This window comes from Cellulomonas sp. GTC20042 (assembly GCF_055389595.1).
In genome coordinates this window covers 2757562-2783432 of the sequence record NZ_AP043678.1, presented here as the reverse complement: position 1 = coordinate 2783432, position 25871 = coordinate 2757562, and the positions used below count along the sequence as shown (strand labels likewise).

General features: G+C 70.6%; 25 protein-coding genes and 1 pseudogene. 19 read left to right on the top strand and 7 right to left on the bottom strand.

Annotated elements, in window-relative coordinates; translation table 11 throughout:
• Positions 1–36 precede the first annotated feature (36 nt).
• The 5 genes from ACZ5HG_RS12895 to ACZ5HG_RS12875 all read left to right on the top strand — a co-directional run bounded on the left by ACZ5HG_RS12895 (position 37) and on the right by ACZ5HG_RS12875 (position 5392).
• Entirely contained in the window at positions 37–582 is a 546-nt protein-coding gene (locus ACZ5HG_RS12895; protein ID WP_464176868.1) for an NYN domain-containing protein, read from the top strand.
• A gap of 304 nt (positions 583–886) precedes the next feature.
• Positions 887–1831 carry a DNA-methyltransferase gene (locus tag ACZ5HG_RS12890; protein ID WP_464176866.1) on the top strand — a complete coding sequence of 315 codons (945 nt, stop codon included), beginning with the start codon at positions 887–889 and terminating at the stop codon, positions 1829–1831.
• Entirely contained in the window at positions 1831–2454 is a 624-nt protein-coding gene (locus ACZ5HG_RS12885) for a hypothetical protein (protein ID WP_464176864.1), read from the top strand. The genes ACZ5HG_RS12890 and ACZ5HG_RS12885 overlap by 1 nt, the downstream gene beginning before the upstream one ends.
• A gap of 23 nt (positions 2455–2477) precedes the next feature.
• Positions 2478–3641 (top strand): McrB family protein, encoded by a 1164-nt coding sequence (locus tag ACZ5HG_RS12880; RefSeq protein ID WP_464176862.1) that lies wholly within the window; start codon positions 2478–2480, stop codon positions 3639–3641.
• A 5-nt stretch (positions 3642–3646) separates the two neighbouring features.
• Complete coding sequence (locus tag ACZ5HG_RS12875) at positions 3647–5392, top strand: DUF2357 domain-containing protein (protein WP_464176860.1); 1746 nt, start codon at positions 3647–3649, stop codon at positions 5390–5392.
• A gap of 278 nt (positions 5393–5670) precedes the next feature.
• Here ACZ5HG_RS12875 and ACZ5HG_RS12870 read toward each other — a convergent pair whose 3' ends face one another.
• Positions 5671–6648 carry a PGN_0703 family putative restriction endonuclease gene (locus ACZ5HG_RS12870; protein WP_464176858.1) on the bottom strand — a complete coding sequence of 326 codons (978 nt, stop codon included), beginning with the start codon at positions 6646–6648 and terminating at the stop codon, positions 5671–5673.
• A 630-nt stretch (positions 6649–7278) separates the two neighbouring features.
• Positions 7279–8208: a DMT family transporter gene (locus tag ACZ5HG_RS12865; RefSeq protein ID WP_464176856.1), complete on the bottom strand. Its 930-nt coding sequence runs from the start codon at positions 8206–8208 to the stop codon at positions 7279–7281.
• Between the two features lie 195 nt (positions 8209–8403).
• On the opposite strand from ACZ5HG_RS12865, the pseudogene ACZ5HG_RS12860 reads away from it, so the two are divergent.
• The 5 genes and pseudogenes from ACZ5HG_RS12860 to ACZ5HG_RS12840 form a co-directional block, all read left to right on the top strand.
• Positions 8404–8817: pseudogene (locus tag ACZ5HG_RS12860) on the top strand (CAT RNA binding domain-containing protein); the annotation flags it as partial.
• A 22-nt stretch (positions 8818–8839) separates the two neighbouring features.
• Positions 8840–9226: a PRD domain-containing protein gene (locus ACZ5HG_RS12855; protein ID WP_464182156.1), complete on the top strand. Its 387-nt coding sequence runs from the start codon at positions 8840–8842 to the stop codon at positions 9224–9226.
• Between the two features lie 50 nt (positions 9227–9276).
• Positions 9277–11007, top strand: coding sequence for a glucose PTS transporter subunit IIA (locus tag ACZ5HG_RS12850; protein ID WP_464182155.1), 1731 nt, complete (start codon positions 9277–9279; stop codon positions 11005–11007).
• Complete coding sequence (locus ACZ5HG_RS12845; protein ID WP_464176854.1) at positions 11004–12461, top strand: glycoside hydrolase family 1 protein; 1458 nt, start codon at positions 11004–11006, stop codon at positions 12459–12461. The genes ACZ5HG_RS12850 and ACZ5HG_RS12845 overlap by 4 nt, the downstream gene beginning before the upstream one ends.
• Positions 12462–12646: 185 nt before the next feature.
• Positions 12647–12916, top strand: a complete 270-nt coding sequence (locus ACZ5HG_RS12840) for a hypothetical protein (RefSeq protein ID WP_464176852.1) — start codon at positions 12647–12649, stop codon at positions 12914–12916.
• A 125-nt stretch (positions 12917–13041) separates the two neighbouring features.
• On the opposite strand, the gene ACZ5HG_RS12835 is transcribed toward ACZ5HG_RS12840, so the two are convergent.
• The gene (locus ACZ5HG_RS12835; RefSeq protein ID WP_464176850.1) at positions 13042–14004 is read right to left on the bottom strand and encodes a phosphotransferase family protein; all 963 of its coding nucleotides are present in this window, start codon (positions 14002–14004) and stop codon (positions 13042–13044) included.
• 105 nt (positions 14005–14109) lie between these two features.
• Here ACZ5HG_RS12835 and ACZ5HG_RS12830 point away from each other — a divergent pair, with 105 nt between their 5' ends.
• The 4 genes from ACZ5HG_RS12830 (at position 14110) to soxR (ending at position 18405) form a co-directional block, all read left to right on the top strand.
• Entirely contained in the window at positions 14110–15771 is a 1662-nt protein-coding gene (locus tag ACZ5HG_RS12830; RefSeq protein ID WP_464176848.1) for a cation:proton antiporter domain-containing protein, read from the top strand.
• Between the two features lie 103 nt (positions 15772–15874).
• Entirely contained in the window at positions 15875–16201 is a 327-nt protein-coding gene (gene fdxA, locus ACZ5HG_RS12825) for a ferredoxin (protein WP_464176846.1), read from the top strand.
• 139 nt (positions 16202–16340) lie between these two features.
• A complete protein-coding gene (locus ACZ5HG_RS12820; RefSeq protein WP_464176844.1) occupies positions 16341–17849 on the top strand; it encodes an FAD-dependent oxidoreductase in 1509 nt (502 codons plus the stop codon).
• 31 nt (positions 17850–17880) lie between these two features.
• On the top strand, positions 17881–18405 hold the full coding sequence (gene soxR, locus ACZ5HG_RS12815) for a redox-sensitive transcriptional activator SoxR (RefSeq protein ID WP_464176842.1): 525 nt from the start codon (positions 17881–17883) through the stop codon (positions 18403–18405).
• 37 nt (positions 18406–18442) lie between these two features.
• Here the strand turns inward: soxR and ACZ5HG_RS12810 are convergent, their stop codons facing one another.
• A complete protein-coding gene (locus tag ACZ5HG_RS12810; protein ID WP_464176840.1) occupies positions 18443–18898 on the bottom strand; it encodes a hypothetical protein in 456 nt (151 codons plus the stop codon).
• Positions 18899–18996: 98 nt separating this feature from the next.
• Between ACZ5HG_RS12810 and ACZ5HG_RS12805 the strand changes: the two genes are divergently transcribed.
• Both ACZ5HG_RS12805 and ACZ5HG_RS12800 read left to right on the top strand, forming a co-directional pair.
• Positions 18997–19413, top strand: coding sequence for a DoxX family protein (locus tag ACZ5HG_RS12805; protein ID WP_464176838.1), 417 nt, complete (start codon positions 18997–18999; stop codon positions 19411–19413).
• A 9-nt stretch (positions 19414–19422) separates the two neighbouring features.
• Positions 19423–19920, top strand: a complete 498-nt coding sequence (locus ACZ5HG_RS12800) for an NUDIX hydrolase (protein WP_464176836.1) — start codon at positions 19423–19425, stop codon at positions 19918–19920.
• A 16-nt stretch (positions 19921–19936) separates the two neighbouring features.
• Here ACZ5HG_RS12800 and ACZ5HG_RS12795 read toward each other — a convergent pair whose 3' ends face one another.
• Positions 19937–20887 (bottom strand): GGDEF domain-containing protein, encoded by a 951-nt coding sequence (locus ACZ5HG_RS12795; protein ID WP_464176834.1) that lies wholly within the window; start codon positions 20885–20887, stop codon positions 19937–19939.
• Positions 20888–21042: 155 nt separating this feature from the next.
• Here ACZ5HG_RS12795 and ACZ5HG_RS12790 point away from each other — a divergent pair, with 155 nt between their 5' ends.
• On the top strand, positions 21043–21648 hold the full coding sequence (locus ACZ5HG_RS12790; protein WP_464176832.1) for a GNAT family N-acetyltransferase: 606 nt from the start codon (positions 21043–21045) through the stop codon (positions 21646–21648).
• Positions 21649–21719: 71 nt separating this feature from the next.
• Positions 21720–22355 (top strand): CYTH domain-containing protein, encoded by a 636-nt coding sequence (locus ACZ5HG_RS12785; RefSeq protein ID WP_464176830.1) that lies wholly within the window; start codon positions 21720–21722, stop codon positions 22353–22355.
• A 3-nt stretch (positions 22356–22358) separates the two neighbouring features.
• Here ACZ5HG_RS12785 and ACZ5HG_RS12780 read toward each other — a convergent pair whose 3' ends face one another.
• Positions 22359–23696, bottom strand: coding sequence for an L-serine ammonia-lyase (locus ACZ5HG_RS12780; RefSeq protein WP_464182154.1), 1338 nt, complete (start codon positions 23694–23696; stop codon positions 22359–22361).
• Positions 23697–23788: 92 nt separating this feature from the next.
• Between ACZ5HG_RS12780 and ACZ5HG_RS12775 the strand changes: the two genes are divergently transcribed.
• Entirely contained in the window at positions 23789–24685 is an 897-nt protein-coding gene (locus ACZ5HG_RS12775; RefSeq protein ID WP_464176826.1) for a VOC family protein, read from the top strand.
• Between the two features lie 124 nt (positions 24686–24809).
• Here ACZ5HG_RS12775 and ACZ5HG_RS12770 read toward each other — a convergent pair whose 3' ends face one another.
• A complete protein-coding gene (locus tag ACZ5HG_RS12770; RefSeq protein WP_464176824.1) occupies positions 24810–25853 on the bottom strand; it encodes a glutathione S-transferase family protein in 1044 nt (347 codons plus the stop codon).
• Between the last annotated feature and the right edge of the window lie 18 nt (positions 25854–25871).

Below are 25871 nucleotides of genomic sequence, written 5' to 3'. Positions count from 1 at the left end.
GATTCCCGCGCTCGAAGCCCGACCCGAGGGGTGACCATGGTCCTGTTCGTTTACGTTGACTACTCGAATGTCTGGATCGAAGGGATGCGCGTCAGTGCGGTGAAGAAAGGCCTAGCACCATCGACTGGTGAAGCGATGCGCGATCGGATCACCGACCAGGCCTGGCGCCTGGACTTCGGGCGGCTGTACAGCGCTGTCTGTCCCGAAGACTCGCAGATCGGACGGTCAAGCTTGTTTGGATCGCGACCGCCAGAGGACGACTCGATCTGGAGAGTTGCGCGCGAGCGGGGATTCGAGGTGACCGTCTTCGATCGCAATGCCTTCAACAAAGAGAAGGGTGTCGACATGGAGATGGGGGCGCAGATTCTAGATGACTCCTACCAGCATATGAGGAGCGAACGAGGGGACCGGCTTGTCTTAGTGTCAGGAGATCAAGATTTCCTCCCCGTAGTGCGCCGACTCGCAGAACGCGGTATCAAGACAACGGCCGTTTTCTGGGACCATGCCGCAGCGACCAATCTGAAGACAGGGGTGGACGCGTTCGCCCCGCTCGATCCACTGTTTGAGTACATCACCCACTGACAGCCGATGGTGCTTTCCGCGCGCGGACCATGCGGCTCTCTTCAGGTGACGTGAGCGGGCGTGACGTCCCGGTCGCCCCAGGTGCATCGCGGGCTGCCCGAGCTTGCCCGGTGAGCGGCGACCGCGCCCCAAGGCGGCTCACGCCTGGGCGCGCCGCTCTCGCCAGTGCCGGAGTGGAGGTAGTGTCTGGGGCGAGCGCCGAACGTGGTGTCGAGCCGGTCCTGAACGGAGATCCTCTCGAATGTCATCCCTCGCGAGGGTTGTCCCCCTTCCCCCGGGCAGCGCGTCAGTCGTTGGGGGAAAGTTGAAGCCGACGGCCGCGAATCGCGCACTAAATCCGGAGTCGACTCCGCAGACGTATTTTACCGAGGGTGCACTTTTTGAAAGCGCGCACTACGCCGACGAGCGCTCTCTGATCCTTAAAGGCGATGTCGTAACGGAACTCAAACGACTAATCGAGTCCGGCATTCGCGTTGACACCATCGTCACGTCCCCGCCCTATTACGGGCAGCGGGACTACGGCGAGGACGGCCAACTGGGCCTCGAAGAGCATCCGCAGCAGTTCGTGGATCGATTGGTCGAGGTCTTCGCTCTCTGCCGCGAGGTCCTCAAAGACACGGGTTCCCTCTGGATCAACATCGGGGACACATACTGGAGCGGTAAGGGCGCGCACAAGAGTGGTGAGGTAAAGCAGGGTGCCCGCCGCTTCGGGATTCGACCGCAGGACAGGCCCGGAGATGGACTGTGGGCACGACCCAAGCAGTTGCTGCTAATTCCGCATCGTCTCGCAATCGCGCTCCAGGACGACGGATGGCTCGTGCGTAACGACAATGTCTGGGTCAAGCCGAACCCTATCCCGGACCAAGTGCGTGACCGGTCGTCGGTTTCGCATGAGTACGTATTCCATCTGACTAAGAACCGTTGGTATTACTACGACCGACACTCGGTTGGCCGCAAGATGCCGTCGGGGCGTCTCTTACCTCCGCTGGACACCTGGTTCACAAACCCTGCGCGAGGTCGTTCAGGGCATCGTGCAGCCTTCTCAGAAGACCTCGTTCGGATCCCGGTGTCCGCAACGACGCCGCCAGGCGGTGTAGTGCTAGACCCCTTTAACGGGTCAGGTACGACGATGGCCTTCGCCCGCCGGCACGGCTATCGCTCCATCGGGATCGACATCAGTTCCGAGTACTGTGATCTCGCTGCTGATAGGCTCAAGGCGATCAAGGAGCGCGACGACGAGGAGGCGTAGTGGCCCTCTACCTACCTGCCGACCTCATCAAGCACGCCGTGGAGCGACTCCGGGTGTCGCGCGCGCAGCCGAAGTTGCTTGACTACCTGATCTTCCGGCGTGCGCTCGTCAATTCGGGTGGCCCGGGCAGCGAGGTGGTGACCGGGATGGCGTCCGTTCCCTTCCAGCAGGCGATCCAGGAGTGGGCGCGCATCCGGCCCGACGCGGAGCCGGCACCGCACTTTTTCAACCCCTTCGGTAGCGGCAGTGCCACGGACAACGGATTTCGCTCCGACAAGTACCCGTCGAATGGTCCGTCCGACACGGCGTCGGGCTGGGCGACGTCGTTGGCTTCTCCGCCGTTTGTAGCCGTACCGGGAAGTCGTCCGCGTGCTTTCGCTTTCGTGGAAATCTCAGCCGGCGAGCTCGTGAAGGCGTTCCTCCGGGCCGAGAGCGCCGATCCCGACAAGAATCAGAAGCCGCGCCTCGCGGACGCGGCGATCTGGTGGTTGAGGGCACGGGATCTCGAAGCACTTGGACTAACCGACCAGTCCGAGGTGTCGGACCTCATCGATGCCCTCCAGCGTGAGGTCGGTCTGAGCGACGTTGAGGTGTCAGCTCTCTTCGACCCCGCTCTCATCTAGGCCACGGAACCGGAGATTGCAGGATGCCTCTCTCACTTGCGACCGACGTGGCTGATGTCGCGGACTACCTCCCTGCGGCCCCGGCTGCGGCGGCTCCGGCTGCGGCACTCGGGCCGAGTTCGGTTGCAACCAATGACGTCGACATCAAAGCCGTGCTGGACTACATCGAGGCGCGCGGATTCCACTTCGCGCCTTGGCAGGTCGCGGCCTACATCACGGCGATCCGAACGAAGCCGTTCGTGATCCTGGCCGGCGTCTCGGGCACGGGCAAGAGTGCGCTGCCCCGCTTGGTAGCGGACGCGACGGGTGCTGTCGCCACGACGGTGCCCGTGCGGCCCGACTGGAACGACAGCAGCGAACTACTAGGGTACAAGACCCTCACCGGAGACTTCGCGCCCGGCCACTTGCTGACATTTGCGAAGGAAGCGGCCGACCACCCGGACAAGCAGTATTTCTTCCTGCTGGACGAGATGAACATTGCCCGACCGGAGCACTACTTCGCTGAAGTGCTGTCTCGCATCGAAGAGGCCGGTGTGCTGCTCCCCGGTGCGGATGCCACACCCCTCAAGCAAGACGCGGGCGACGAGTGGGGCTCCGTCAGGATCCCGAGTAACTTCGCTATGGTCGGTTCGGTCAACATGGACGAGACGACTTTTGGCTTCTCCCGTAAGGTGCTCGACCGCGCGTTCGTCATCGAGTTCTCCGACGTTGACCTGAGCTTGATCGGCGGCGCTGGGGCAACCGCGTCCGCTCATGACACTCACTCCGACGCATGGCGACGCGAGAGTGCGACGCTGGCGGGACACCCGCGTCGTGATGAGCCGAGCGTGGTGCGCGTGATCGAGACCCTCAGTGAGCTGAACGCGCTGCTGCAGCCTGCGCAGCTGCACTTTGGCTATCGCGTCCGCGACGAGATCGCTATGTTCGTTCTTGCCGCTGAACAAGAACCGGATCAGTTCGAGTCGACCGAGGGCGGGCGGGTCGACCCGCTCGATCTTGCGATTTCGATGAAGGTGTTGCCGCGTATCCAGGGGTCGGGCGCGACTATCTCCAACCTGCTCAAGCAGCTCGGTGAGTGGGCGCAACCTGGTACTGGCGGCGCGTCGGCCTTCCCTGTCTCTGCACAGCGGATCGAACTGATGCAGCGCAGGCTTGTCGAGACCGGCTTCACCAACTACTGGACGTAGGCGCCGTGGCGCAACTCGCACGCATCGAGTCCGAGGCCCTCGTCGTCGAACTGAACGGCCCCGCAGAGTTTCCTGCGGCGCTGCAGTCGCGCGCCGACCTGACTGTCACGCCGCACTTCGCGGCGACCGTGAACGGCTCGCCAATCGCGACGTCGCCGGCTCCCGTTCTGTTCGAGGAGCGAAACTACGAGCTCATCGTCCGGAGCAAGGTCGCCGGCTTGCAGCCAACGAGCACCTTCCGCGACCCCACGCTCATCGTTCAGCGGACGGTCGTTGCGGAGGCAAGTCTGCTCGCGTTGACGGTTCGGTTTCGTGGGCAGGTCGGACGGACCTCGTTCTCGTTCCAGGTCGGAGACGACGTGCTCCGTATCGAGGCTGAGGTATTTCCGTCGAAGATCGACTACATCGACGACTACGAGGAGCTGCTTGAGGACGTTGCAGCCGTGCGGCGGACGCTCATCCTCGAGTACCTGCGAGGAACCTACCGGCAGGCGCAGATCAACCGCGATGAGGTTGGCTCCGGCATCGAGTGGTTGACCCTGCTTCGCATCCATCTGGGGCAACTCAACGCAGCGATCCAGTTCATCAACTCGGCGGCCAGGCGCACGCTGGTCCGCGAGGACGCATTCACTCCGATCCACCGAGTACGAGGTTCGAGCGCTGGCGTCGTCCGTGCCGTATCTCGGGGGCTCGGCTCGGGAGACTTTCAGGATGTACCAGGCGTTGGCCCGGTGCGGTCGCAGATCCAGGTGGCTCGGTCTTTCGAATCGCTCGACACCCTTGAGCACCGTTGGATTCGGTCACAGCTCAAGTTTGTGCACGCCCGTCTAATTGAGCTCGAGGGTCAACAGCAAGCACGGGTTCGGCGGTCAATCGAGCGCACCGGCAAAGAGCCACCCCGACTGGCAGCTGAGTTGGCGGAGATTACAGAGCTTCAGGAAGTGGTCAGTCATTTCCTGATGTCGCCGGTAATCTCGGCGGCGACAGCCGACGTTCCCGGCTCCGTCACGTCTCTCCAACTACAGGGCGCAATCGGCTATGCGCAGGCATACCAGGTGCTCAGCCTGCTCAGCGCGGCGCTTGCCGGTGAGGGCGGAACGGAGCAGTACTCGACCTCCGACCTCAACGAGTTGTATGAGACATGGTGCTTCCTCACGGTCGCGCAGGTCACGGCTGAGTTGCTCGGCGCCGAAGTCGACTTCGCGGAACTCATCCCGAGCGACGCGACCGGACTCCGCTTCACCCTTCGGAAGGGACTGTCCCGGTCCGTCAAGCTCACCGGCAGGTTCGTCCAGGCGACGCTCGCGTACAACCCCGCGTTCGATGTCCCCACGGGTATTCAGAAGCCAGACGTCGTCCTTCGTGTAGTCGCGTCGGGCGTGGACGTGATGATCGCGCTCGACGCCAAGTACCGAGTCGACGGCTCGACCGAGTACGTGCACCAGTACGGTGCAGCCGGTGCGCCGATCGATGCGGTGAACCAACTCCATCGCTACCGTGACGCCATCCAAGTTCTCAACGAGAAGAACGAAGCGTTTAGGCCGGTTGTAGCTGGCGTCGCGCTCTTTCCGTGGCCAACGGCTGCGGAGGGGTACCGACTCCGGGACGCCGCCGATGAGGTCGGCATTGGCGCGCTGCCCTTACTGCCAGGCAACGACGCTGACCTGCGCGCGTGGTTGACAAGTCTGTTCGAGGCGCTTGGCCTCAATGTTGTCGGAACCGATGGGCGTCGCCTGCATCTCGTGGAGTAGCGATACCGGAGGCCGCACTACGGCCGCAGGGCATCCTCGGACCTTGCAGCCAGACGCGCGAGATAGCTCAGGCCCGCCGCGATGAACGCGATCCTCCGGCTCATCGCTGGCGATTGGGTTCCGGATAGGTGCGTCCTCGAGAAAGTGCAACTCGCAGAAGTCTCTGTGGGTCGACGCCGTCCTCGTGGCACTAGGTCATAGCGCGGTTCCTCGGTCCGACAGACTTGCCTTGTACTTTCGCGTCGCTCAGTGGAGTTGGCGAAGAGTAGTCAGTGAAGTCATAGATGAGTACGCCGGCCGCGTATCGCGGCGCCGTCGAGGTACTCGTCCCACAGTGCCTCGCTTTCTGGATGTCCCAGGTAGCGAAGCTGAAGTGCGCGCACCACGTCCGCATCCTCAGCGGTCGGTGCGCTTGACAGCGCGGCGGCAAGCACTTGATCGAGTGTGACGTGTGCTGCCCGGCTCGCGTCCGCCAAATGACTTCGATATTGATTGAAGACTATTGAAGCAGCCTCGTCGTCCGGATGGCTGACGAGTAGCAGTGTGGCGACCTCCGACACCCTCTCGTCTACTTGGAGGATTCGGGTACCGAGTGCGTGGCAACGAACTAGCTGCCCTATATCATGTTCAAGGAACGTGGCGCGGCCAGCGCGCCATAGTCCGCTCGCCGACGCGAGTTGGGCGTATCGCCGGTTTCCGGCGAGATCTACTCGTCGGTTGCTAAAGCGATCGGTATACTTCAGTTCAAGAGCAACGCCTTCGACACCGCGGTTTGTGCGGAGTCGAAAGAAGGCATCGAGACGCGTCATGTCGCCGAGATAATTGCTTCGCGCCGGAGGGGCGAACTCGATGTCCCAGCGGGTGACCTCGGCTATGTCCGGGCGTTTGAGGACCGACTTCAGCACGTCACGCAGCCAATTAGAACTTGTGCCGATGGGCCCGAGCAGGTTGACCAGGAGTGTCTGGCTCGAAGTCATGTGGTTGGTCATGCGCGTCGGATCGACGCCCCAACCTTGCTGGCGACGCGCGAGGAAGAGTTTCGCGGCTGACGGTGCGATGAAGTTCAGGCCAGCCTCGGCGGCCGCGGGCGGAAGGATGCTCCCGATGGGACGGCCGGCCGGAGTCTGGCCCCACGTCTTCACGCCGAGGTGGGCGACTCGGTACCAAGACTGGTGGAACCGCGCTCTGCGGCTGTGAGCACTTTGCGACAGCCTAGGCTGGTCGCCGAGGTCGGGAAGTGACGGGTCATGCGGCACCCTTCAATCCTATCGGCGTGGACTACAGTACGGTCATCGCATTCGCCGAGGCCCGCCATGGCTCTCGCGCATTCGTACGCCTCGCTCCCGCAGGTAGCGGTGGACGGTCTTGTCCGAGAAGCCCACGCGCTCGCCTACGTTCACAAGCGAGAGGCCAGACTCGTAGAGCCGGACCATCTCCAGGACTTGTGCTTCACGAGCTGGAGTGCGTCGCATCCTCACACCGCTCCGCTTCAAGATCCCGCTGATCGTGGTGCGGTGACATGAGTGCTCGGCGGCGAGCTCGTACACCGACTTGCCGGCACGGTAGCCAGCGACCACGGCTTCAGCTTCGTCGTCTGCGATCCTTCGCTGGACTACACGTCGAGCTTCAGGTCGCTTGACCGGGGTGACGGGTATGGCAGCCGCCTCAAGCAACAAGGGGTGCAGGTAGCGCAAAGGGTTCGCATACGAGGATGCCAGGCCCACATCGGAAGCGGCCGAGAGCGAATGCTCTCGGCCGCTTCGTCGTTCCCGGGATGGCGTCGACCTCCGAGCCCTCCTCGTCGACGGTCACCGGGGTCCGGCGTCCCGCAGCCGCTCCGGGCAGGGCGATCCGCCCCTGGCACGGCGATCTCCGGACGCCCGGGATCATCCGCGCCGGACCAGCGCCCGCCAGTTCGTCACCACGACCCCGCCGATCACGATCGCCCCGCCGAGCAGCTGCGCGCCGGTCCACGGCTGGCCCAGCGCGATCGTCAGGATCGCGGTGAACACCGTGATCAGGTTGAGGAACACCCCTGCGCCGGCCGCCGGCACGACGGTGAGCGCCCGGTTCCACAGCAGGTACGACAGCACCGACGGGAAGATCGCGATGTACAGCGTCGCGGCCCACACCCCGCCGCCGGAGGGCAGGGCGACCCCGCCGGAGCAGGCCGCCACCACGGCCATCACCACCGTCGCCACCACCGCCTGCGCCGCCGAGGACGTGACCGGGGGCAGCGCGGGGCCGCGCCGGGCGAGCACGGTGTACCCGGTCCACGCGACGATCGCGCCGACCATGAGCGCCTCGCCGGCGCCGAAGCCGCCGGTGGTCAGCGTCGCCAGGTCGCCCTTGCTCAGCACGACCAGCACGCCGACCAGGGCGATCCCGACGCCGGCCACGGCCAGCGGGGTCAGCCGCTCGCGCAGCACCACGGCGGCGGCCAGCGTGATCAGCGCGGGGTTGAAGGCGTTGATCAGCGAGGCGGAGAACGCGTCGGTGTGCTGGAGGGCGGTGTAGAGCAGCAGGTTGTAGCCGAGCAGCCCGAGCGCGCTCGACCCCACGACCCACGGCCAGGCGCGCAGCACGGCCCGCCAGTCCGGACGCTCGACCAGGTGCGCGATCAGCAGCAGCGGACCGGCGGCGATCGTCCAGCGCAGCAGCACCAGGCTCACCGGGTCCAGGCTCTCGACGGCGTGCGCGCCGACCACGTAGTTGCCCGCCCAGAACAGGGTCGCGCCCAGCAGGGAGACGATCGCGGTCGTCCGGCCGGCGGTGGAGCGGGTGGGCGTGGGGCCGGGGACGAGCGAGGTGGGCACGACGTCGAGGCTATCGAGCCCGCGGGCCCCTCCGGACCACGGCCGGACGACGCCGGGTGAAGTCCTGCTCTGCGCCTTTGCCCGTCCAGGTGCGGGTGCTAGCGGCGCGCCCGGCTTGTCACTGCTGATGCAGGCAACACCACCACCGGGGCCAAAGAGGGCCTCGGATGAGCAGGTCTGCAACGGGGTGAGAGCGTGAAGCTGCGGCGCATCCTCAACAACAACGTCGTGTCGGCGGTCGATGCTGCCGGTCGTGACGTGATCGTGGTCGGCAAGGCCATCGGCTTCCAGGGCAAGCCTGGCGACACGATCGACGAGAAGCGCGTGGAGTCGGTGTTCCGGATCCGCGACGATGCCGTGGGCAACCATCTCGCCTCCATCGTGGGCACGATCCCGCCGGAGATCCTCCAGGTCACCGCGGACATCGTGACGGTCGCCCGCCGGTCGCTCGGCCGGGAGTTCGGGGACGGCATCTTCGCGTCCCTGGCCGACCACCTCGTCTACGCCGTGCAGCGGGTGCGGGAGGGGATCTCCCTCGCGAACCCGCTGGCCGTCGAGGTCCGCACCATCCACCGCGAGGAGTACCTCTTCGCGCGCTCGGCCGTGATGATCCTCAAACACCCAGCTGGGTGTGAAGTTCACCGACGACGAGGCCGTCAACATCGCGCTGCACTTCGTGAACGCGACCGTGGGCGGATCGTCGGAGAACACTGCCCGGCTCATGGAGTTCATGCGCGACGTGCTCGGTGTCGTGCGCCAGGAGCTCGGGATCGAGGACGACGACGGCCACGCGTACCTGCGCTTCGCGACCCACCTGCGCTTCCTGGCGCAGCGCGTGGTCGCCGGCGAGGTGCAGGAGGGTGGCGACCCGAAGCTGTACGCGTTCCTGCGGGAGCAGCAGCCGAGGGCCTTCGCCTGCGTGGACGCGGTGGCGGCGGTGGTCGCGGAACGGCACGGGCACACGATGACGCTCCAGGAGCAGACCTATCTGGGTCTGCACCTGTCCAACCTGCTCTGAATCCCTCCCACCCGCGCGCCGTCGGTGCCCGGGACAGCCAGGAGCCTCCTGTGACGTACGAGAAGGATGCCGCCGCGATCATCGCGGCGGTCGGTGGCGAGGAGAACGTCACCTCGCTCTACCACTGCATCACCCGGGTGCGGTTCACCCTCCAGGACCGGTCGCGCGTGGACGAGGCGGCCGTCAAGGCGGTGCCCGCGGTCCAGGCGATCAACCAGTCCGGCGAGCAGTTCCAGGTGATCATCGGCAACGACGTCCCCCACGTCTTCGCCGCGATCACCGACGGGCACCCCGGCCTGCGGTCCAAGGTCGTCGCCACCGACGAGTCCGACGACACCGCTGCCGCCCCGGCCGCCTCGGGCGGCAGCCTGCGCGACAAGTTCTTCGGCTTCCTGTCGAAGACCTTCGTGCCGCTGGTCCCGGCCATCGCCGGCGCGGGCCTGATCAAGGGTCTGCTCGCGCTGTTCGTGTGGGTCGGCTGGATGTCCGCCGAGACCCAGACCTACCAGCTGCTGTACGCGCTGGGCGACGGGTTCTTCTTCTTCCTGCCGGTGATGATCGCGATCTCCGCGGCGCGCACCTTCAAGACGAACGTCTTCGTCGCGGGCGCGCTGTCCGGCGCGCTGGTGTACCCGGCGCTGGCGACGCTGCTGACCGCCGGCGAGCCGGTGCACTTCCTCGGGGTGCCGGGCGCTGTCCTGGGTGGAGCGCGGGCTGAAGAAGGTCATGCCGCAGGCGCTGCACCTGAGCGTGGTGCCGCTGCTGTCGATGCTGATCGTCGGCCCGATCACCCTGACCGCCCTCGGCCCGCTCGGCGCGATCATCGGCGAGCAGATCTCCGGCGGCCTGAACTGGCTGCTGACCCACGGCGGGATCTTCTCCGGCATCCTGCTCGGCGCGCTGATGTCGCTGATCATCATGACCGGCATGCACGCGGCCCTGGTGCCGTTCATCCTCGGCAACCTCGCCACGCTGGGATGGGTGTCACCGAGCCGGGTCTGTTCGGCCTGCTGGTGCCGATGCGCAAGGTGTTCCTGGCCTCGATGATCGGTGGCGCCGCCGGTGGCGCGACCTCGCTCGGCTTCGGTGCCAAGGCCTACGCGCTGGTCGGCAACAGCGGTCTGCCGGGCCTGCCCGGTCTGGCCGGCGAGTCCTTCGGCTGGTCGGCGGCCGCGCTCGCGGTGTCCTTCGTGGTGTCGGTGGTCGCGGTGGTGCTGATCGGCTTCGACGAGTCGCCGCTGACCGGTGAGGTCGCCGCGGCCGACGCGGGCGCCGAACCGGTGCGGGCGGGCGCGGACCACGTCGGCCCGCGCGTGGCCACCCCGCTCGCCGGTGTCGTCGTGGGGCTGGACCAGGTGTCCGACCCGGCGTTCTCCACCGGTGTGATGGGCAAGGGCGTCGCGATCGTCCCCTCGGCGGGCGAGGTCGTCTCGCCGGTGGCCGGCACGGTCGTCACGGTCTTCCCGACCAAGCACGTGGTGGGCCTGCGCAGCGACGACGGCGTGGAGATCCTGGTGCACGTCGGCATCGACACCGTCGACCTGGGCGGCACGCACTTCACCGCCTACGTGGACGACGGCGCGCGGGTGGAGGTCGGCGACCCGCTGGTCTCCTTCGACCTGCCGGCCGTGGCCGCGACGCACGACACCACCACGGTCATCGTGATCACCAACTCGGCCGCGTTCGCCGACGTGGAGACGGTCGCCTCCGGCACCGTGCGCCCGGGCGACGACCTGCTGACCGTCACCACCCTCGAGCACGCCCTGGAGACCGCGCGATGACGTTCCCCGAGAACTTCCTGTGGGGCGTCGCCTTCGCGGCGAACCAGGTCGAGGGCGGCTTCGACGCCGACGGCAAGGGCCTGTCCACCGCCGACGTCGTGCCCTTCCGCTCGCCGGAGGCGCGCAGCTACACCGCGCTCGAGGCGCTGATGCGGGCCTCGGACGAGGAGATCGCCACGGCCCGCACCGTCGAGGGCGGCCTCGGCTACCCCAAGCGCTACGGGGTGGACTTCTACCACCGCTACCGCGAGGACGTGGAGCTGTTCGCCGCGCTCGGGATCACGGCGCTGCGCCTGTCGATCGCGTGGACCCGGATCTTCCCGCACGGCGACGACGCGGAGCCGAACCAGGCCGGCATCGAGTTCTACCGCGACCTGTTCACGCTGCTGCGCGAGAAGGGCATCGAGCCGGTCGTCACGCTCTCGCACTACGAGATGCCGCTGGCGCTGGTGGCCGACGGGCGTGGCGGCTGGTCCGAGCGCGGCGTGATCGACCTGTACACCCGGTACGTCGAGACCGTCGTGCGCGAGCTGCACCCGCTGGTGACCTACTGGCTCACGTTCAACGAGATCAACACGACGCTGCTGGAGCCGTACACCGGCGGCGGCGTGGTGACCCGTGAGGGCGAGAACACCGAGCAGAAGTCCTGGCAGGCGGTGCACCACCAGTACGTGGCCAGCGCCCGCGCGGTGCGGATCATCAGGGACATCGACCCGTCCGCGCAGGTCGGCTGCATGCTCGCGCGCATGCTGCACTACCCGGCGACCAGCGCCCCCGCCGACGTGCTGGAGGCCCTGGAGGCGAACGACCTCAACCTGCTGCACACCGACGTCCAGGTGCGCGGCGCGTACCCGACGTTCGTGCCGCGCCTGCTCGCGCGCAAGGGCATCGAGATCGTCGTCGAGCCGGGGGACGCCGCCGAGCTCGCCGCGGGCACGGTCGACTTCCTGTCGTTCTCGTACTACATGTCCCTGGTGTCGGCGGCCGATCCGTCGCAGTACGGGATCACCGGCGGCAACATCTTCTCCAGCATCCGCAACCCGCACCTGGAGGTCACCGACTGGGGTGTGCACCACGACCCGGTCGGCATGCGGATCGCGCTGCGCGACATGTGGGACCGGTACCAGGTGCCGCTGTTCGTCGTGGAGAACGGGCTGGGCGCCAAGGACGAGGTCGGTGCCGACGGGCGCGTGGACGACCCCTACCGGATCGAGTACCTGCGCACGCACATCGCGCAGATCGGCGAGGCGATCGACGACGGCGTGGAGGTGCTCGGGTACACCGCCTGGGGCGGCCTCGACATCATCGCGGCGTCCACCTCGCAGATGTCCAAGCGGTACGGGCTGGTCTACGTGGACCAGGACGACGAGGGGAACGGCACGCTCGCGCGCACCCCGAAGGCCTCGTACGACTGGTACCAGGGTGTGATCCGCTCGCACGGGGGCTCGCTCTGATCGCTGGGGGTTGATCCTCCTCACGAGGTCGGTGGTTCGTGCCTGATCATCGGGTGCGCAACCACCGACCTCGTGCGCAACCACCGACCTCGTGGGGGTGGGTGCGGGGTGGGTGCGGGGAGTGCGGGGGTGAGTGTTCGGGTGGGGGTTGCCGGGGGTTCATCTGCGGGGAGCAGGCTGGGGCCATGCAGGCAGTCCGGGGGACCTCGACGCCGTACTCGTGGACGCAGGTGGACGACCCGACCTACGTGGTGGACTTCCACGCGGGCAGCGGCGGGCCGGCGGAGCGCTGGCGGCTGGTCGGCGCGGGCGACGTGCTCGAGGTGCTGGAGTGGGTCGGCCGGCAGCAGCGCGGGCGCGCCGCGGCGGTGAGCGTCGAGGTGGAGGACGCCGGCGGGCTCTCGCTCGTGCAGCTGACCCCGAGCGCCGGCCTGCGGGCGGTCGCGGGCTGGTAGCTCGGCCGCACGCGGGCCGCGAGTTCGGTGGTTCGTGCGAAAAACGTGCCACCGAACCACCGATCTCGGCCTGAACCACCGAACTCGCGCTGGCGTAGGCGAGCAGGGGCGGGCGGGGCGCGGGCTCAGACGCCCAGCGCTGCCAGGGCGCGGGCGAGGGAGGCGCGGCTGCCCTCCTCGTAGCGGGCGGCCCAGTCGCCGGTGTAGCCGCGCAGCGTGCCCTCGACGGTCTGCACCAGGGCGAGCCACATCCGGCCCAGGGCGAGTCTGGCCACCGCGCCGGGGGAGGTGACGTCGATCGATCCGACCACGGCGGCGGGCAGCACGTCCTGCTGCGGGTGGGAGCCGACCAGCTCGATCAGCGGGTCGCCCCACAGGGCGCGTTCCGGGTCGATCACCCCGCGCAGCGCGCCGGTGGCGGGGTCCACGAACAGGTTGCCCGGCCACAGGTCGGTGTGGACCAGCCGGGGCACGGTGACCTCGTCCAGCGCGGCCGAGTGCCGGTCGAGGGCGGCGCGTGCGCGGTCGGCGGGGACCTCCACCCCGGCCCGCTCGGCGTCGCCCAGCACGGCCTCGACGATCGCGGTGAACGCGCCGCGCCAGGTGGGGTGCTGCAGGGCGGGGGACTGCGGGTAGCCGAAGGTCTCGCCGGTGACGGTGCCGATCCGTGCGACCAGCGCACCGAGGTCGGCCTGGGCGCGGGCGGCGCGCGGGTCCTCGTCGGCGGGGCCGAAGCCGGCCTCGTTCCACGGCACGCCGTCCAGGAACGCCGCCACCACGACGTCACCCGCCAGCACGCCCCCGGTCAGGTCGACGTGCAGCAGCGCGGGCATCAGCAGGCCAGGGTGCTCCGCCGCCAGCGCGTAGACCATGGCCTCGGTGCGGATCAGCCGGTGCTCGTAGGTGAACAGCCCGGTCGGGTCGGTCGGGGCGGTCTTCACCACCACGTGACGGCCGTCGGCCAGGGTCACCCGGTAGGTCGTGGCGAAGGTGCCGCCGTCCAGCCGGGCGGCGTCGACCAGGTCCCCGATCGGTGCCACCACCCGGCGCAGGGCGTCGGTCGGCACGTGGTCGTGGTGGTCGGGCACACCGGCAGCCTAGGGCGCCCACCACGCGCGACGTGCGGGTTCGCTGCCGCGGGACGGCAGAATGTGTGCTGGAGCACACAGACACCGACGTGGGAGGACCCCCTCATGGCCGCCGCAGCCCTCTACCTCGGTGCCGCCCTGCTCGGCGGTCTGGTCGCGGTGCTGCTGCGCCTGCCACCGCTGGTCGGGTTCCTCGCCGCGGGCTTCGCGCTCGGCGCCGGCGGGGCCCCGCACCTGCCCTACCTGGAGCCGGTCGCCGACTTCGGCGTGGTGCTGCTGCTGTTCGCGATCGGCCTCAAGCTCGACGTGCGGACCCTGCTGCGCCGGGAGATCTGGCTGACCACGGTCGCGCACATGGTGATCAGCGTGGCCGTCGCGCTCGGGTTCCTCGGGCTGCTCGCGGTGATCGGGTTCGGGCACGTGGCGGGCGAGTCCTTCGGGGCGCTGGCGCTGGTCGGCTTCGCGCTGTCGTTCTCCTCCACGGTGTTCGTGGTCAAGGTGCTGGACGACCGCTCGGACACCACCTCGTTGTACGGGCGGATCGCGGTCGGCGTGCTCGTCATGCAGGACGTCGCCGCCGTGGTGTTCCTCTCGCTGTCCAGCGGCGAGCCGCCGAGCCCGTGGGCGCTGCTGCTGGTGCTGCTGGTGCCGGGCGCGTGGGTGCTGCACCGGATCTGGGACCGGGTCGGCCACGGCGAGCTGCAGGCGCTGTTCGGCGTCGCGGTGGCGGTGGTGCTCGGCTTCGGGCTGTTCGAGCTGGTCGGCATCGACGGGGACGTCGGCGCGCTGGTGGTCGGCGTGCTGCTGTCCTCGCACCGGCAGGCCGCTGAGCTGTCCCGCTCGCTGATGACCTTCAAGGACCTGATGCTGGTGGCGTTCTTCGTGCAGATCGGCCTGCACGGCACGCCGCACCTGCTGGAGATCGGGCTCGCGCTGCTCCTGCTGCTGATCCTGCCGTTCCAGGTGGCCGCGTACGCGGTGGTGCTCTGGCTGATGCGGCTGCGGCGCCGCACGTCGTTCCTGGCGGCGCTGGTGCTGTCGAACTTCTCCGAGTTCGGGATCATCGTGGCCGCCGTCGGGGCGAGCGCGGGGCTGCTGGACGAGCAGTGGGTGGTGGTGATCTCGCTCGCGGTGGCGTTCAGCTTCGCGCTGTCGGCGGTGGTGAACCGGCGCGGCGTCGAGCTCGCCACCCGGCTGTCCCGGCTGCTGCCGGTGCGTGACTCCTTCCGGCTGCACCCGGACGACCGGCTGGTCGACATCGGCGAGGCGGACGCGGTGGTGCTCGGCCTCGGGCGGGTGGGCGCCGCGACCTACACCCGGCTGCGCGACGAGTACGGGCTGTCCGTGGTGGGCGTGGAGCACGACCGGACGCGGGTGGCGGCGCTGGAGGACGAGGGCTACGCGGTGGTGCGCGCCGACGCCACCGACCTGGAGTTCTGGACCCGGGTGCAGCGTGCCGGCCGGGTGCGGGTGGCCGTGCTCGCGATGCCCTTCCACAACGCGAACCTCATCGCGCTGGCACGGCTCCAGGCCGCCGGGTTCACCGGCAAGGTCGCCGCGGTCGCGCGCTACGACGACGACGTCGCCGAGCTGGAGCGGCACGGCGCGGACGCGGTGTTCCACCTGTACGGGTCGGCGGGCTTCGCGCTCGCGGACCACGCAGCGGAGGTGCTGCTGGGGGCGGACGTGCCCCGGGTGCACCCGGCGCGGCCCGGGGAGGAGCAGGACGTGGAGGACCCGCTGCGGCGGCGGCCCGAGCCCGCCTGAGCCGGCGATCCGCACCACCCGGCCTTGACCTCAACCATGGTTGAGGTTCTACCGTCGTGCTCGGCGCCGTCCGACCGGGCGGCCGTCACGAGCGGAGGCCTGCATGACGTACGTGATCGCCCAGCCCTGCGTGGACGTCAAGGACAAGGCGTGCATCGAGGAGTGCCCGGTCGACTGCATCTACGAGGGCAAGAGGACGCTGTACATCCACCCTGACGAGTGCGTGGACTGCGGCGCCTGCGAGCCGGTGTGCCCGGTCGAGGCGATCTACTACGAGGACGACGTCCCCGAGCAGTGGTCCGAGTACTACAAGGCCAACGTCGAGTTCTTCGACGGCCTCGGCTCGCCCGGCGGCGCCGCCCGGCTGGGCGCGGTCGACCGTGACCACCCGCTGATCGCCACGCTGCCGTTGCAGGTGCACGGGGACTGACGCGCGGGCCGCGATCGTCCGCGCCGCCGCCGCGCCCCGCGCCCCGCGCGCCGCACCGCCCGCGCCGCACCCCGCGAGCACCTCACCCGAACCCGCCGCGCCCGGCCACCGCCCGGCGCGCCCTGAGGAAGGACCCCCGTTGCCGCACCACCCGGACCCGCACCACCCTCGGGTCGCCGTCGTCGGCGCCGGCCCCGCCGGCGTGTACGCCGCCCGCATGCTCGTCGACTCCCTGCCCGGCGTGGCGGTGGACCTGCTGGAGAAGCTGCCGGTGCCCTACGGGCTGGTCCGCTACGGCGTCGCCCCGGACCACCCGCGGATCAAGCGGATCCAGGACTCCCTGCACGACCTGCTGCACGGGTCGCCGATCCGGGTGCTGTGCCACGTCGACGTCGGCCGGGACGTGACCGTGCCCGAGCTGCTGGGGCAGTACGACGCGGTGGTGCTCGCCACCGGTGCCGACCGCGACGCCCCGCTCGACGTGCCGGGCGCGGACCTGCCGGGATCCTTCGGCGCCGCCGACCTGGTCGCCTGGTACTGCTCGCACCCCGACGCCCCGGCCGTCTGGCCGCTGGACGCCGAGGAGGTCGCGGTGATCGGCGCCGGCAACGTCGCCCTGGACATCACGCGGATGCTCGCCAAGCCGGCGGACGACCTGCTGGCCACCGACGTGCCGGCGCACGTGCACACCGCGCTGGCCGGGTCGGCGCTGCGCACGATCCACCTGTTCGCCCGGCGCGGTCCCGCCGACACCCGGTTCTCCCCGCTGGAGCTGCGCGAGCTCGGCGAGCAGCACGACGTGGACGTGGTGGTCGACCCCGCCGAGGTGGTGCTGGACGAGCACGGCCGCCGGATGGTCGCGCAGCTGACCCCGCGCAAGCAGGTGGTCGAGACGCTGACCCGCTGGTCCGAGCGCGACCCGGCGACGATGACCGCGCGCCGACGGGTGCACCTGCACCTGTACCAGGCGCCGGTGGCGATCGAGGGCGACGGCCGGGTGCAGGCGCTGGTCACCGAGCGGACCGTGCCGGACGACCTGGGCCGGGTCACCGGCACCGGCGAGACCACCCGCTGGCCGGTGCAGGCGGTGTACCGCGCGGTCGGCTACGCGTCCTCCCCGGTGCCCGGGGTGCCCTTCGACGTGGCGAGCAGCCGGGTGCCGAACGCGCAGGGCCGGGTGCTGGACGACTCCGGCGCGACCGTGCCGGGGCTGTACGTCACCGGGTGGGCCAAGCGCGGGCCGGTGGGGCTGATCGGGTCGACCAAGTCCGACGCGCGGGAGACCGTGGACCAGGTGGTCGCGGACCTCACGGCGTCGGCGGCGGTCCGGGTCTCGCGCGAGGCCGGCGCGGCGGGACCCGGCTGGGAGCAGACCCTGGCCGCGCGCGGCGTGCGGGTGGTCACCTGGGAGGAGTGGCAGCGGGTGGACCGCGCCGAGGAGGTCGCCGGGACGGCGCACGGGCGGGGCCGGGTCAAGATCGCCACCCGCGCCGAGCTGCTGGCGGTCGCCCACGCGCCGACCACGCGCGCCGGGGGACCGGTGCTGCCGACCCCGTCCGACCCCGCCGACCCGGCCGACCCGGACGGATCGCCGGTACCGTCGGACGGACCCGCCGACCGGGACGCCGCCGCCGCGCACCTCGGCTGAGCGGCACCCACCACCCGCAGGAGGCCCGCCCGTGCAGCCGGACGACACCCTCGCCGTCGGCGAGGTCAGCCGGCGCACGGGCGTGCCCGTCTCCGCGCTGCACTTCTACGAGCGCGAGGGGCTGATCGTCTCCACCCGCTCGGTGGGCAACCAGCGGCGGTACGCCCGGCACATGCTGCGTCGGATCTCGCTGATCGTGGTCGCGAAGCGCCTGGGCATCCCGCTCGGCGAGCTCGCCGAGGTGTTCGCCACCGTGCCGCTGGACCGTCCGCCGACCACCGAGGAGTGGCGGCGGACGTCCCGGGCGTGGAAGGTCCAGCTCGAGGAGCGCCGCCGCACGATCGAGAAGCTCGAGCGCGACCTGGCCGGCTGCATCGGCTGCGGCTGCCTGTCGCTCAAGGCGTGCGCGCTGCTCAACCCGGACGACGTGCTCGGCGAGGACGGCGCGGGGCCGGTGCGGCTCAGCCCGGAGGCGGTGGCGGAGGCGACGGTGCGCGATGGCGTGCGGCGGGAGGCCGCGCCGTTCCGGGCGTCGGCGGCCCCGCACGGCGCCTGACCCGACGCGCGCCCGGTCGGCACCGCGCCGGCGCGGCTCAGCCGCAGGTGTCGCAGATCCCCGTCGCCGGCAGCGTCATGAAGCAGGTCGGGCACACCGGTGCCGGACGCTCCTCCTCGACCACCTTGCGGGTGGTGGCGCGCGGGGCCTTCGGCTCCTTGACCGCACGGGGGGCGCGGGGCGCGCGGGCGGCCTTCGCCGGGGCGGCGGGGGCCGAGGGATCGGTCACCTCGAAGCCGCGCTTGCGCAGGATCGCGGCGGTGGAGACCTTGCCGCCGGCGAACTCGTCGGCCATCGCGAGGCGACCGGTGGCGTAGCGGTGGGCGACGCCGAGCACGGCCTGGGAGTCGTAGCTGCGACCCTCGTGCAGGATCGTGGAGGCAGGGTTCCGCTCGAAGCCGTAGACGCCGAGGAAGGCGTCGGCACCGCGGTCGTCGTACTCGGCGAGGGCTGTCAGGACGTGCTGCCGGGTGACGGCGGAGAAGGTGGCCACGAAGCACCAGGATAGTCCCGTCGACAGGTGCCGCCGACCGTGCTCTCCTGGGGGAGGACCGCCCACGGCGATCGGGCGACGAACGAGGGAGCGCGGCGATGGCAGCAGGTGGCGGGCGTGGACGGACGGTCGGACGGGTGGCGCTGGGGCTGTTCCTGGCGTTCGCGGGCACGAGCCACCTGACCTGGGCGCGCGAGGAGTTCCGCGCGCAGGTGCCGCCGTGGGTGCCGGTGGTCGAGGACGCCGTGGTGCTCGGATCGGGGGTGGTGGAGATCGCGCTCGGCGCGGCGCTGCTCGCGACCCCGCGTCGGGGCCGTCGCACGGTGGGGAGGGCGGCCGCGGCGTTCTTCGTGGCGATCTTCCCCGGCAACGTCTCGCAGTACCTCACCCGCACGGACGGCTTCGGTCTGGACACCGACCGCAAGCGCGCCGTCCGCCTGGTGTTCCAGCCGCTGCTGGTGGCCTGGGCGCTGTGGTCCACCCGACCCGCCGCCGACGGACGGCCCCGCGCGTAGCATCGCGACGTGCCCACCCCTGACTTCGTCCTGCACCTGCGCGAGCACGTCGGCCACGACCTGCTCTGGATGCCGGGGGTGAGCGCCGTGGTGCTCCGGCCCGCGCGCGCGAGCACGCCCGGCAGCGACCCGCAGGAGGTGCTGCTGGTGCGCCGCGCCGACAACGGGGAGTGGACGCCGGTGACCGGGATCGTCGACCCCGGCGAGGACCCGGCGGTGGCCGGTGCGCGCGAGGTGCTGGAGGAGACCGAGGTGGTGGCGGTCGCCGAGCGGCTGGCTGCGGTGCAGGCGCTGCCGGAGATGACCTACGCCAACGGTGACCGCGCGGTGTACCTGGACCTGACCTTCCGGTTCCGCTGGGTGTCCGGCGAGCCGGGACCGGGCGACGGGGAGAACTCCGAGGCCCGCTGGTTCCGGCTGGACGCGCTGCCGCCGATGCGGCCGGAGATGCACCGCCGGCTCACGGCCGGGCTGGTCGAGCAGGGCGAGTGCGCGTTCGTCTCGTGATCCCGCGAGACGCGGGTCAGCGCGCGGCCTTCTGCGCGTAGAGCGCCACGTCGGCCCGGTCCAGCAGGTCGCGGGCGGTGTCGGTGGCGCAGGACAGCGCCAGGCCGGCGCTCCACGGGGCCACCGAGGCGGCACGGGCCTCCTCCACCCAGCGGGTCGCCGACTCCCGGTCGCGCCCGGGCAGCAGCAGCACGAACTCGTCGCCGCCGGTGCGCCCCACCACGTCCAGCGGCCCGAGCAGCGCCTTCCAGCCGTCCACCAGCGCGGTCAGCACCTCGTCGCCGGCCAGGTGCCCGCGGGTGTCGTTGATCGCCTTGAAGTGGTCCACGTCCGCCGACACCACGGCCAGCGTCGTCCCCGATCGCCGGGCCTCGGCCAGCTCCTCGTCCAGCCGTTGCAGCACGGCGCCGCGGGACAGCGCGCCGGTCAGGTCGTCGGTGGTGGCGTAGCGGCGCAGCCAGCGCATCACGTAGGCGAGCAGGGTGGTGCTCGCGCCGGTCACCACGACGATCACCAGCCAGCTGACCAGGTGGAACGGCGCGGGCGCGACCACCATGCCCAGGGTCACCACCGCCAGCGCGAAGCCGGCGCTGGTCCACGCGAGCTGCGGCGGGAAGGCGTAGACCGCGAACTGCGCGGCGGCGATCACCCCCAGCGCCACGACGACCATGCCCTCCGACGTCAGGCAGGAGCCGGTCAGCACGCCCGCGCCGACCAGACCGGTCCACAGCGTCACCGGCATCGTCCACGGCCGCTGCGGCACCACCAGGAGCAGCAGGCCGAGCCCGATCAGCAGCCCGGAGACCGCGAACCAGCGCGCCACCGGCGTCAGCGGGCTCAGCGGCCAGAACGCCCCGCCGAGGGCCAGCGTCCCCATCACCAGCAGCGCCAGCGACAGGTGGATCGGGCGCGCGTAGAGCAGCGGCAGGTGCTCCTGCCTGCGCTCCACCGGTGCCACGGGTCCCATGTTCGCGATTGTCGGCAGGTCGGAGCCGGAAAACGACCCCGGGGACGGGTGATCCCGCCATGAGAACGGGTGAGATCTGCGCGTCGTCGCTGGTGGGAGCGCTGTCAGTGCCGGAGATCACCCTGGGCGGGCCGGGCGCGGTAGCGTCGGCGACCATGCAGATCCGACCGTTCGCCCCGTCCGACCTGCCGGGGATGTACCGGGTGTGCCTGCGCACCGGCGCCGCGGGGCAGGACGCGTCGGCGCTCTACCGCGACCCCGACCTGCTCGGGCACGTCTACTGCGGGCCGTACCCGGTGGCCGACCCGACGCTGTCCTGGGTGGTGACCGACGACCTCGGCGTGGCCGGCTACGTGATCGGCACCGCCGACACCACGGCGTTCGCGGCCTGGCAGGAGCGGGCGTGGTGGCCCGCGCTGCGCGAGCGCTACCCGCTGCGGGACGGTGACGACGCGGACGCGGGCCTGGTCCGGATCCTGCACGCCGGGCAGCCGGCCGACCCGGCCGTGGTCGAGCGCTACCCCGCGCACCTGCACATCGACCTGCTGCCGCGCACCCAGGGGCGCGGGCTCGGCCGGGCCCTGGTCACGACGCTGACCGATGCGCTGCGGGAGCGGGGCGTGCCCGGGCTGCACCTCGGCGTGGACCCGGCGAACTCCGGGGCGCTCGCGTTCTACGCGCGGATCGGGATGGTGCCGGTGCCGACCGCCGACGGCGCGACGGTCCGGGCGCTCGACCTGCGCGGGCCGCGCCCGGCCTGACCTGCGGGGTCCTGGCGACCGCGTCGCGTAGCGTGGGTGGGCACAGGGGTGCACCACGAGGGAGCGGGGCGATGAGCAGCGACACCGGCTACGGCGACTTCGAGTTCGAGCGCCGGTTCTTCGTGCGGGACCGCCCGGCGGAGCTGCTGGACGAGCCGGACCCGGTGCTGATCGTGCAGAGCTACTTCCTCGCGCAGGACGGCTACGCGCTGCGGCTGCGCGCCCAGGCGCCGGGGCTGCGGCTCGACCTCGGCCCGGGCAGCGACCCGGTCGCCGTGCTGGACGAGGTCGCCGACGCGATCGACTTCTGCGCGGTGACGCTCAAAGGCCCGATGAACGTGGGCACCCGCTACGAGGCCGAGCGGGAGATCGACCCGATCGTCGGTGTGCAGATGATCCGGCGCGGCGGGCACCGCGTGGTGAAGAACCGCTACTCGGTGTGGCTCGGCGCCGACGGCTGGGTGATCGACGTGTTCGGCGGCGAGAACAGCCCGCTGGTGATCGCGGAGTGCGAGCGTGCCGGGCCGGTGACCGACCTCCAGATCCCCGCGTTCTGCGTCACCGAGGTCACCGACGACCCGCGGTTCGCGAACGACGGGCTGTCGAAGAACCCGTATCGGGGGTGGGCGGCGTCCTTCGAGGACGAGCTGGCGCGCACCGGCCCGCGGTTCCTGCAGGACTTCGGGAAGAACGACCTCCAGCGCTGAGGATCAGCACTCGACGACGTTGACGGCCAGGCCGCCCTCGCTGGTCTCCTTGTAGCGGGAGGACATGTCCGCGCCGGTCTGGCGCATGGTCTCGATCACGGTGTCCAGGCTGACCACGTGCTGCCCGTCGCCGAGCAGCGCGATCCGGCTGGCGGTGAGCGCCGTGGCCGCCGCGACCGCGTTGCGCTCGATGCACGGGATCTGCACCAGCCCGCCTACCGGGTCGCAGGTCAGGCCGAGGTGGTGCTCCATAGCGATCTCGGCGGCGTTCTCCACCTGGCGCGGGGTGCCGCCGAGCACGGCGGTGGTGCCGGCGGCGGCCATCGCGCAGGCGCTGCCCACCTCGCCCTGGCAGCCGGCCTCCGCGCCGGAGATCGACGCGTTCGCCTTGACGATCGAGCCCACGGCGGCGGCGGTGAGCAGGAAGGTGCGGATCTGCTCGCGGTCGGCGCCGTGCTCGCGGACCAGGTAGTGCAGCACGGCGGGCAGCACCCCGGCGGCGCCGTTGGTCGGGGCGGTGACGACGCGGCCGCCGCCGGCGTTCTCCTCGTTGATCGCCATCGCCCACACCGCCAGCTGCTCCTCGGGGGCTACGCGCTCGCCCTGGGCGGCCCGGTCGGCGAGGATCTGCTGCGCGGCGGCCGCCCGGCGACGGACCCGCAGCCCGCCCGGCAGCACCCCCTCGGCGGCGACCCCGGCGGCCACGCAGTCGCTCATCGCGTCCCAGATCGCGTCCAGCCCCGCGGCGGCGGCCTCGGCGCCGTGCATCGCGACCTCGTCGGCCCAGGCGACGTCGGCGATCTGCCCGTCCTCGCCGCAGGCTGCCAGCAGGTCGGCGGCGCAGCGGTAGGTGGAGGGCACCGGCGGCGGGGTCGGCGGCAGGCCGCCCGCCTGCACCACGAAGCCGCCGCCGATCGACAGGTAGCAGGCCGAGTGCACCTCGGCACCCCCGGCGAGCGCGGTGAAGGTCAGCGCGTTGGGGTGGCCGAGATCGCGGGCGAAGGGCTCGAAGGTGACGTCCTGCGCGGTGATCGGGATGCCCTGCACGTCCAGCGCGCCGCCCTCGGCCAGGTCGGCCCAGCGGCCGTGCACCTCGCGGGGGTCGCAGGTCTCCGGCTCCAGCCCGCGCAGCCCGGCGAGCACGGCGTCCGGGGTGCCGTGGCCGATGCCGGTCGCCGCCAGCGACCCGTGCAGGCGCACCTGGATCCGGTCGGTGCGCTCGAGGAGCCCGCGCTCGCGCAGCGTGGTCACGAAGGTCAGCGCGGCGCGCATCGGGCCCACCGTGTGCGAGGAGGACGGCCCGATGCCGATGGAGAACAGGTCGAGGGCCGACACGTACACACCAGTCACGTGCACCACTCCTACCAGATGCAGCGGGGGACTGGCATTTGGTTGAGCCTTCAACTACTGTCGGCGGTGGAAGGGAGTCCACCATGTCCGTCATCAGCCCCCAGGACCGTCTCGCCGCCGACACCGCGATGGGACCCGTCACCCTGCTCGTCGGAGATCTCGACCAGCAGCTCCGGTACTACCGCGACGTGCTCGGCCTCGAGGTCGTGGAGCGCCCGGACGAGCGGATCGAGGGCGTCGAGCGCCCCGACGTCGTCGTCCTCGGCCGGGGCACGAAGCCGCTCATGGTGCTCCGGCACACGCCCGACCTGCCGCCCACCCGCCGCGGGCAGGCCGGCCTGTTCCACACCGCGATCCTGTTCGACACCCGAGAGGCGCTCGCGGCGACGCTCGCCTCCGTGGCGTCCCACGCCCCGCAGACCTACATCGGCAGCGCCGACCACCTGGTCTCCGAGGCGTTCTACCTCACCGACCCCGAGGGCAACGGCGTCGAGCTGTACTGGGACCGCGCCCGCGACACCTGGCGGTTCGACGAGTCCGGCCACGTCGTCATGGACTCGCTGCTGCTCGACCCCAACGAGTTCATCCGCGGCAACGTCACGGAGCAGGCGCTGGCCGCCCCCGCCGGTCGCCCGGTGGTCGGCCACGTGCACCTTCAGGTCGGCGACGTCGCCGGGGCGCGGGCGTTCTACGTGGACGCCCTCGGCTTCGACGTGATGGCCGAGTGGCACGGCGCGCTGTTCGTCTCCGCCGGCGGCTACCACCACCACATGGCGATGAACACGTGGAACTCTGCCGGCGCCGGCCCGCGCGCGTCCTCCCTCGGCCTCGGCGAGGTCACCCTGGTCGTGCCCGGCACCGACGACGTCGGCGCCCTGCGCGAGCGCCTGACGTCCCACGGAGTGCCCGTCCAGGACGACGGCGCGACGGTCCGCTTCGAGGACCCCTGGCGCAACCAGGTCCGCGTCCGCGTCGCGTAACCCCCGAGCGCACCCGCGCACCCCGCACGCACCCGAGCCCGCGAGTTCGGTGGTTCGGGCCGAGTTCGGTGGTTCCGTGGCTGTTTTCTCGCACGAACCACCGAACTCGGCGCGGGGCTCGCCCCTACCCGAGCTGCGCGGCCGCCGTGTGCGGCCCCGGCACGCGCTCGGCGTCCCGGACGGGCGGGGGCGGGGTGCCGTCGCCGAACGGCCGCCCGCCCAGCGCCTCGCGGCCGTGCGGGGTCAGCCACCCGGTGAGATCCGGCCCGCCCGGCACGATCTGCGTCGGGTTGATGTCCTCGTGCACCACGTAGTAGTGCCGCTTGATGTGGTCGAAGTCGATCGTGTCGCCGAAGCCCGGCGTCTGGAACAGGTCGCGCGCGTAGGCCCACAGCACCGGCATCTCGGTCAGCTTCGACCGGTTGCACTTGAAATGCCCGTGGTACACCGCGTCGAACCGCACGAGCGTGGTGAACAGCCGCACGTCCGCCTCGGTGATCGTGTCGCCGACCAGGTAGCGCTGCTGGGTCAGCCGCTCGCTCAGCCGGTCCAGCCGGTCGAACAGCCGCCGGTACGCGCGGTCGTAGGCCTCCTGCGAGCCGGCGAAGCCGCACCGGTACACGCCGTTGTTCACGTCGGTGAAGATCGCCCGGGCCACCTGGTCGATCTCGTCGCGCAGCGGCTCCGGGTAGAGGTCCGGCGCGCCCTCGCGGTGGTGCTCCCGCCACTGCGTCGACAGGTCCAGCGTCATCTGGGCGTAGTCGTTGGTCACCACCTGCCCGGTCGGCACGTCCACGATCGCCGGCACGGTGATGCCCCGCTCGTAGCCCGGGAACCGCGCGAAGTACGCGTCCTGGATCCGCGGGATGCCCAGCACCGGGTCCACGCCGCCCGGGTCGAGGTCGAAGGTCCACGAGCGCGCGTCGTGCGTCGGCCCGCAGATCCCCAGCGAGATCGCGTCCTCCAGGCCGAGCAGCCGCCGCACGATCACCGCGCGGTTCGCCCACGGGCACGCCCGCGACACCACCAGCCGGTACCGACCCGCCTCCACCGGGTAGCCGTCCCGGCCGTCGGCGGTGATCCGGGTGGTGATGTAGTTCTGGTCACGGACGAACTCGGTGCCGGTCGTCACGTAGGCCCCGGCGGTGCTGTGCGGGTCGGTGGTCATGGGTCCATCCTGCGGTGC

Coding starts and splice junctions, on each gene's coding strand:
- ACZ5HG_RS12785 (WP_464176830.1), top strand. CDS start 21,720: ATGAGCAGCGACACCGGCTACGGCGACTTCGAGTTCGAGCGCCGGTTC.
- ACZ5HG_RS12790 (WP_464176832.1), top strand. CDS start 21,043: ATGCAGATCCGACCGTTCGCCCCGTCCGACCTGCCGGGGATGTACCGG.
- ACZ5HG_RS12830 (WP_464176848.1), top strand. CDS start 14,110: ATGGCCGCCGCAGCCCTCTACCTCGGTGCCGCCCTGCTCGGCGGTCTG.
- ACZ5HG_RS12805 (WP_464176838.1), top strand. CDS start 18,997: ATGGCAGCAGGTGGCGGGCGTGGACGGACGGTCGGACGGGTGGCGCTG.
- ACZ5HG_RS12840 (WP_464176852.1), top strand. CDS start 12,647: ATGCAGGCAGTCCGGGGGACCTCGACGCCGTACTCGTGGACGCAGGTG.
- ACZ5HG_RS12775 (WP_464176826.1), top strand. CDS start 23,789: ATGTCCGTCATCAGCCCCCAGGACCGTCTCGCCGCCGACACCGCGATG.
- ACZ5HG_RS12895 (WP_464176868.1), top strand. CDS start 37: ATGGTCCTGTTCGTTTACGTTGACTACTCGAATGTCTGGATCGAAGGG.
- ACZ5HG_RS12845 (WP_464176854.1), top strand. CDS start 11,004: ATGACGTTCCCCGAGAACTTCCTGTGGGGCGTCGCCTTCGCGGCGAAC.
- ACZ5HG_RS12795 (WP_464176834.1), bottom strand. CDS start 20,887: ATGGGACCCGTGGCACCGGTGGAGCGCAGGCAGGAGCACCTGCCGCTG.
- ACZ5HG_RS12880 (WP_464176862.1), top strand. CDS start 2,478: ATGCCTCTCTCACTTGCGACCGACGTGGCTGATGTCGCGGACTACCTC.
- fdxA (WP_464176846.1), top strand. CDS start 15,875: ATGACGTACGTGATCGCCCAGCCCTGCGTGGACGTCAAGGACAAGGCG.
- ACZ5HG_RS12770 (WP_464176824.1), bottom strand. CDS start 25,853: ATGACCACCGACCCGCACAGCACCGCCGGGGCCTACGTGACGACCGGC.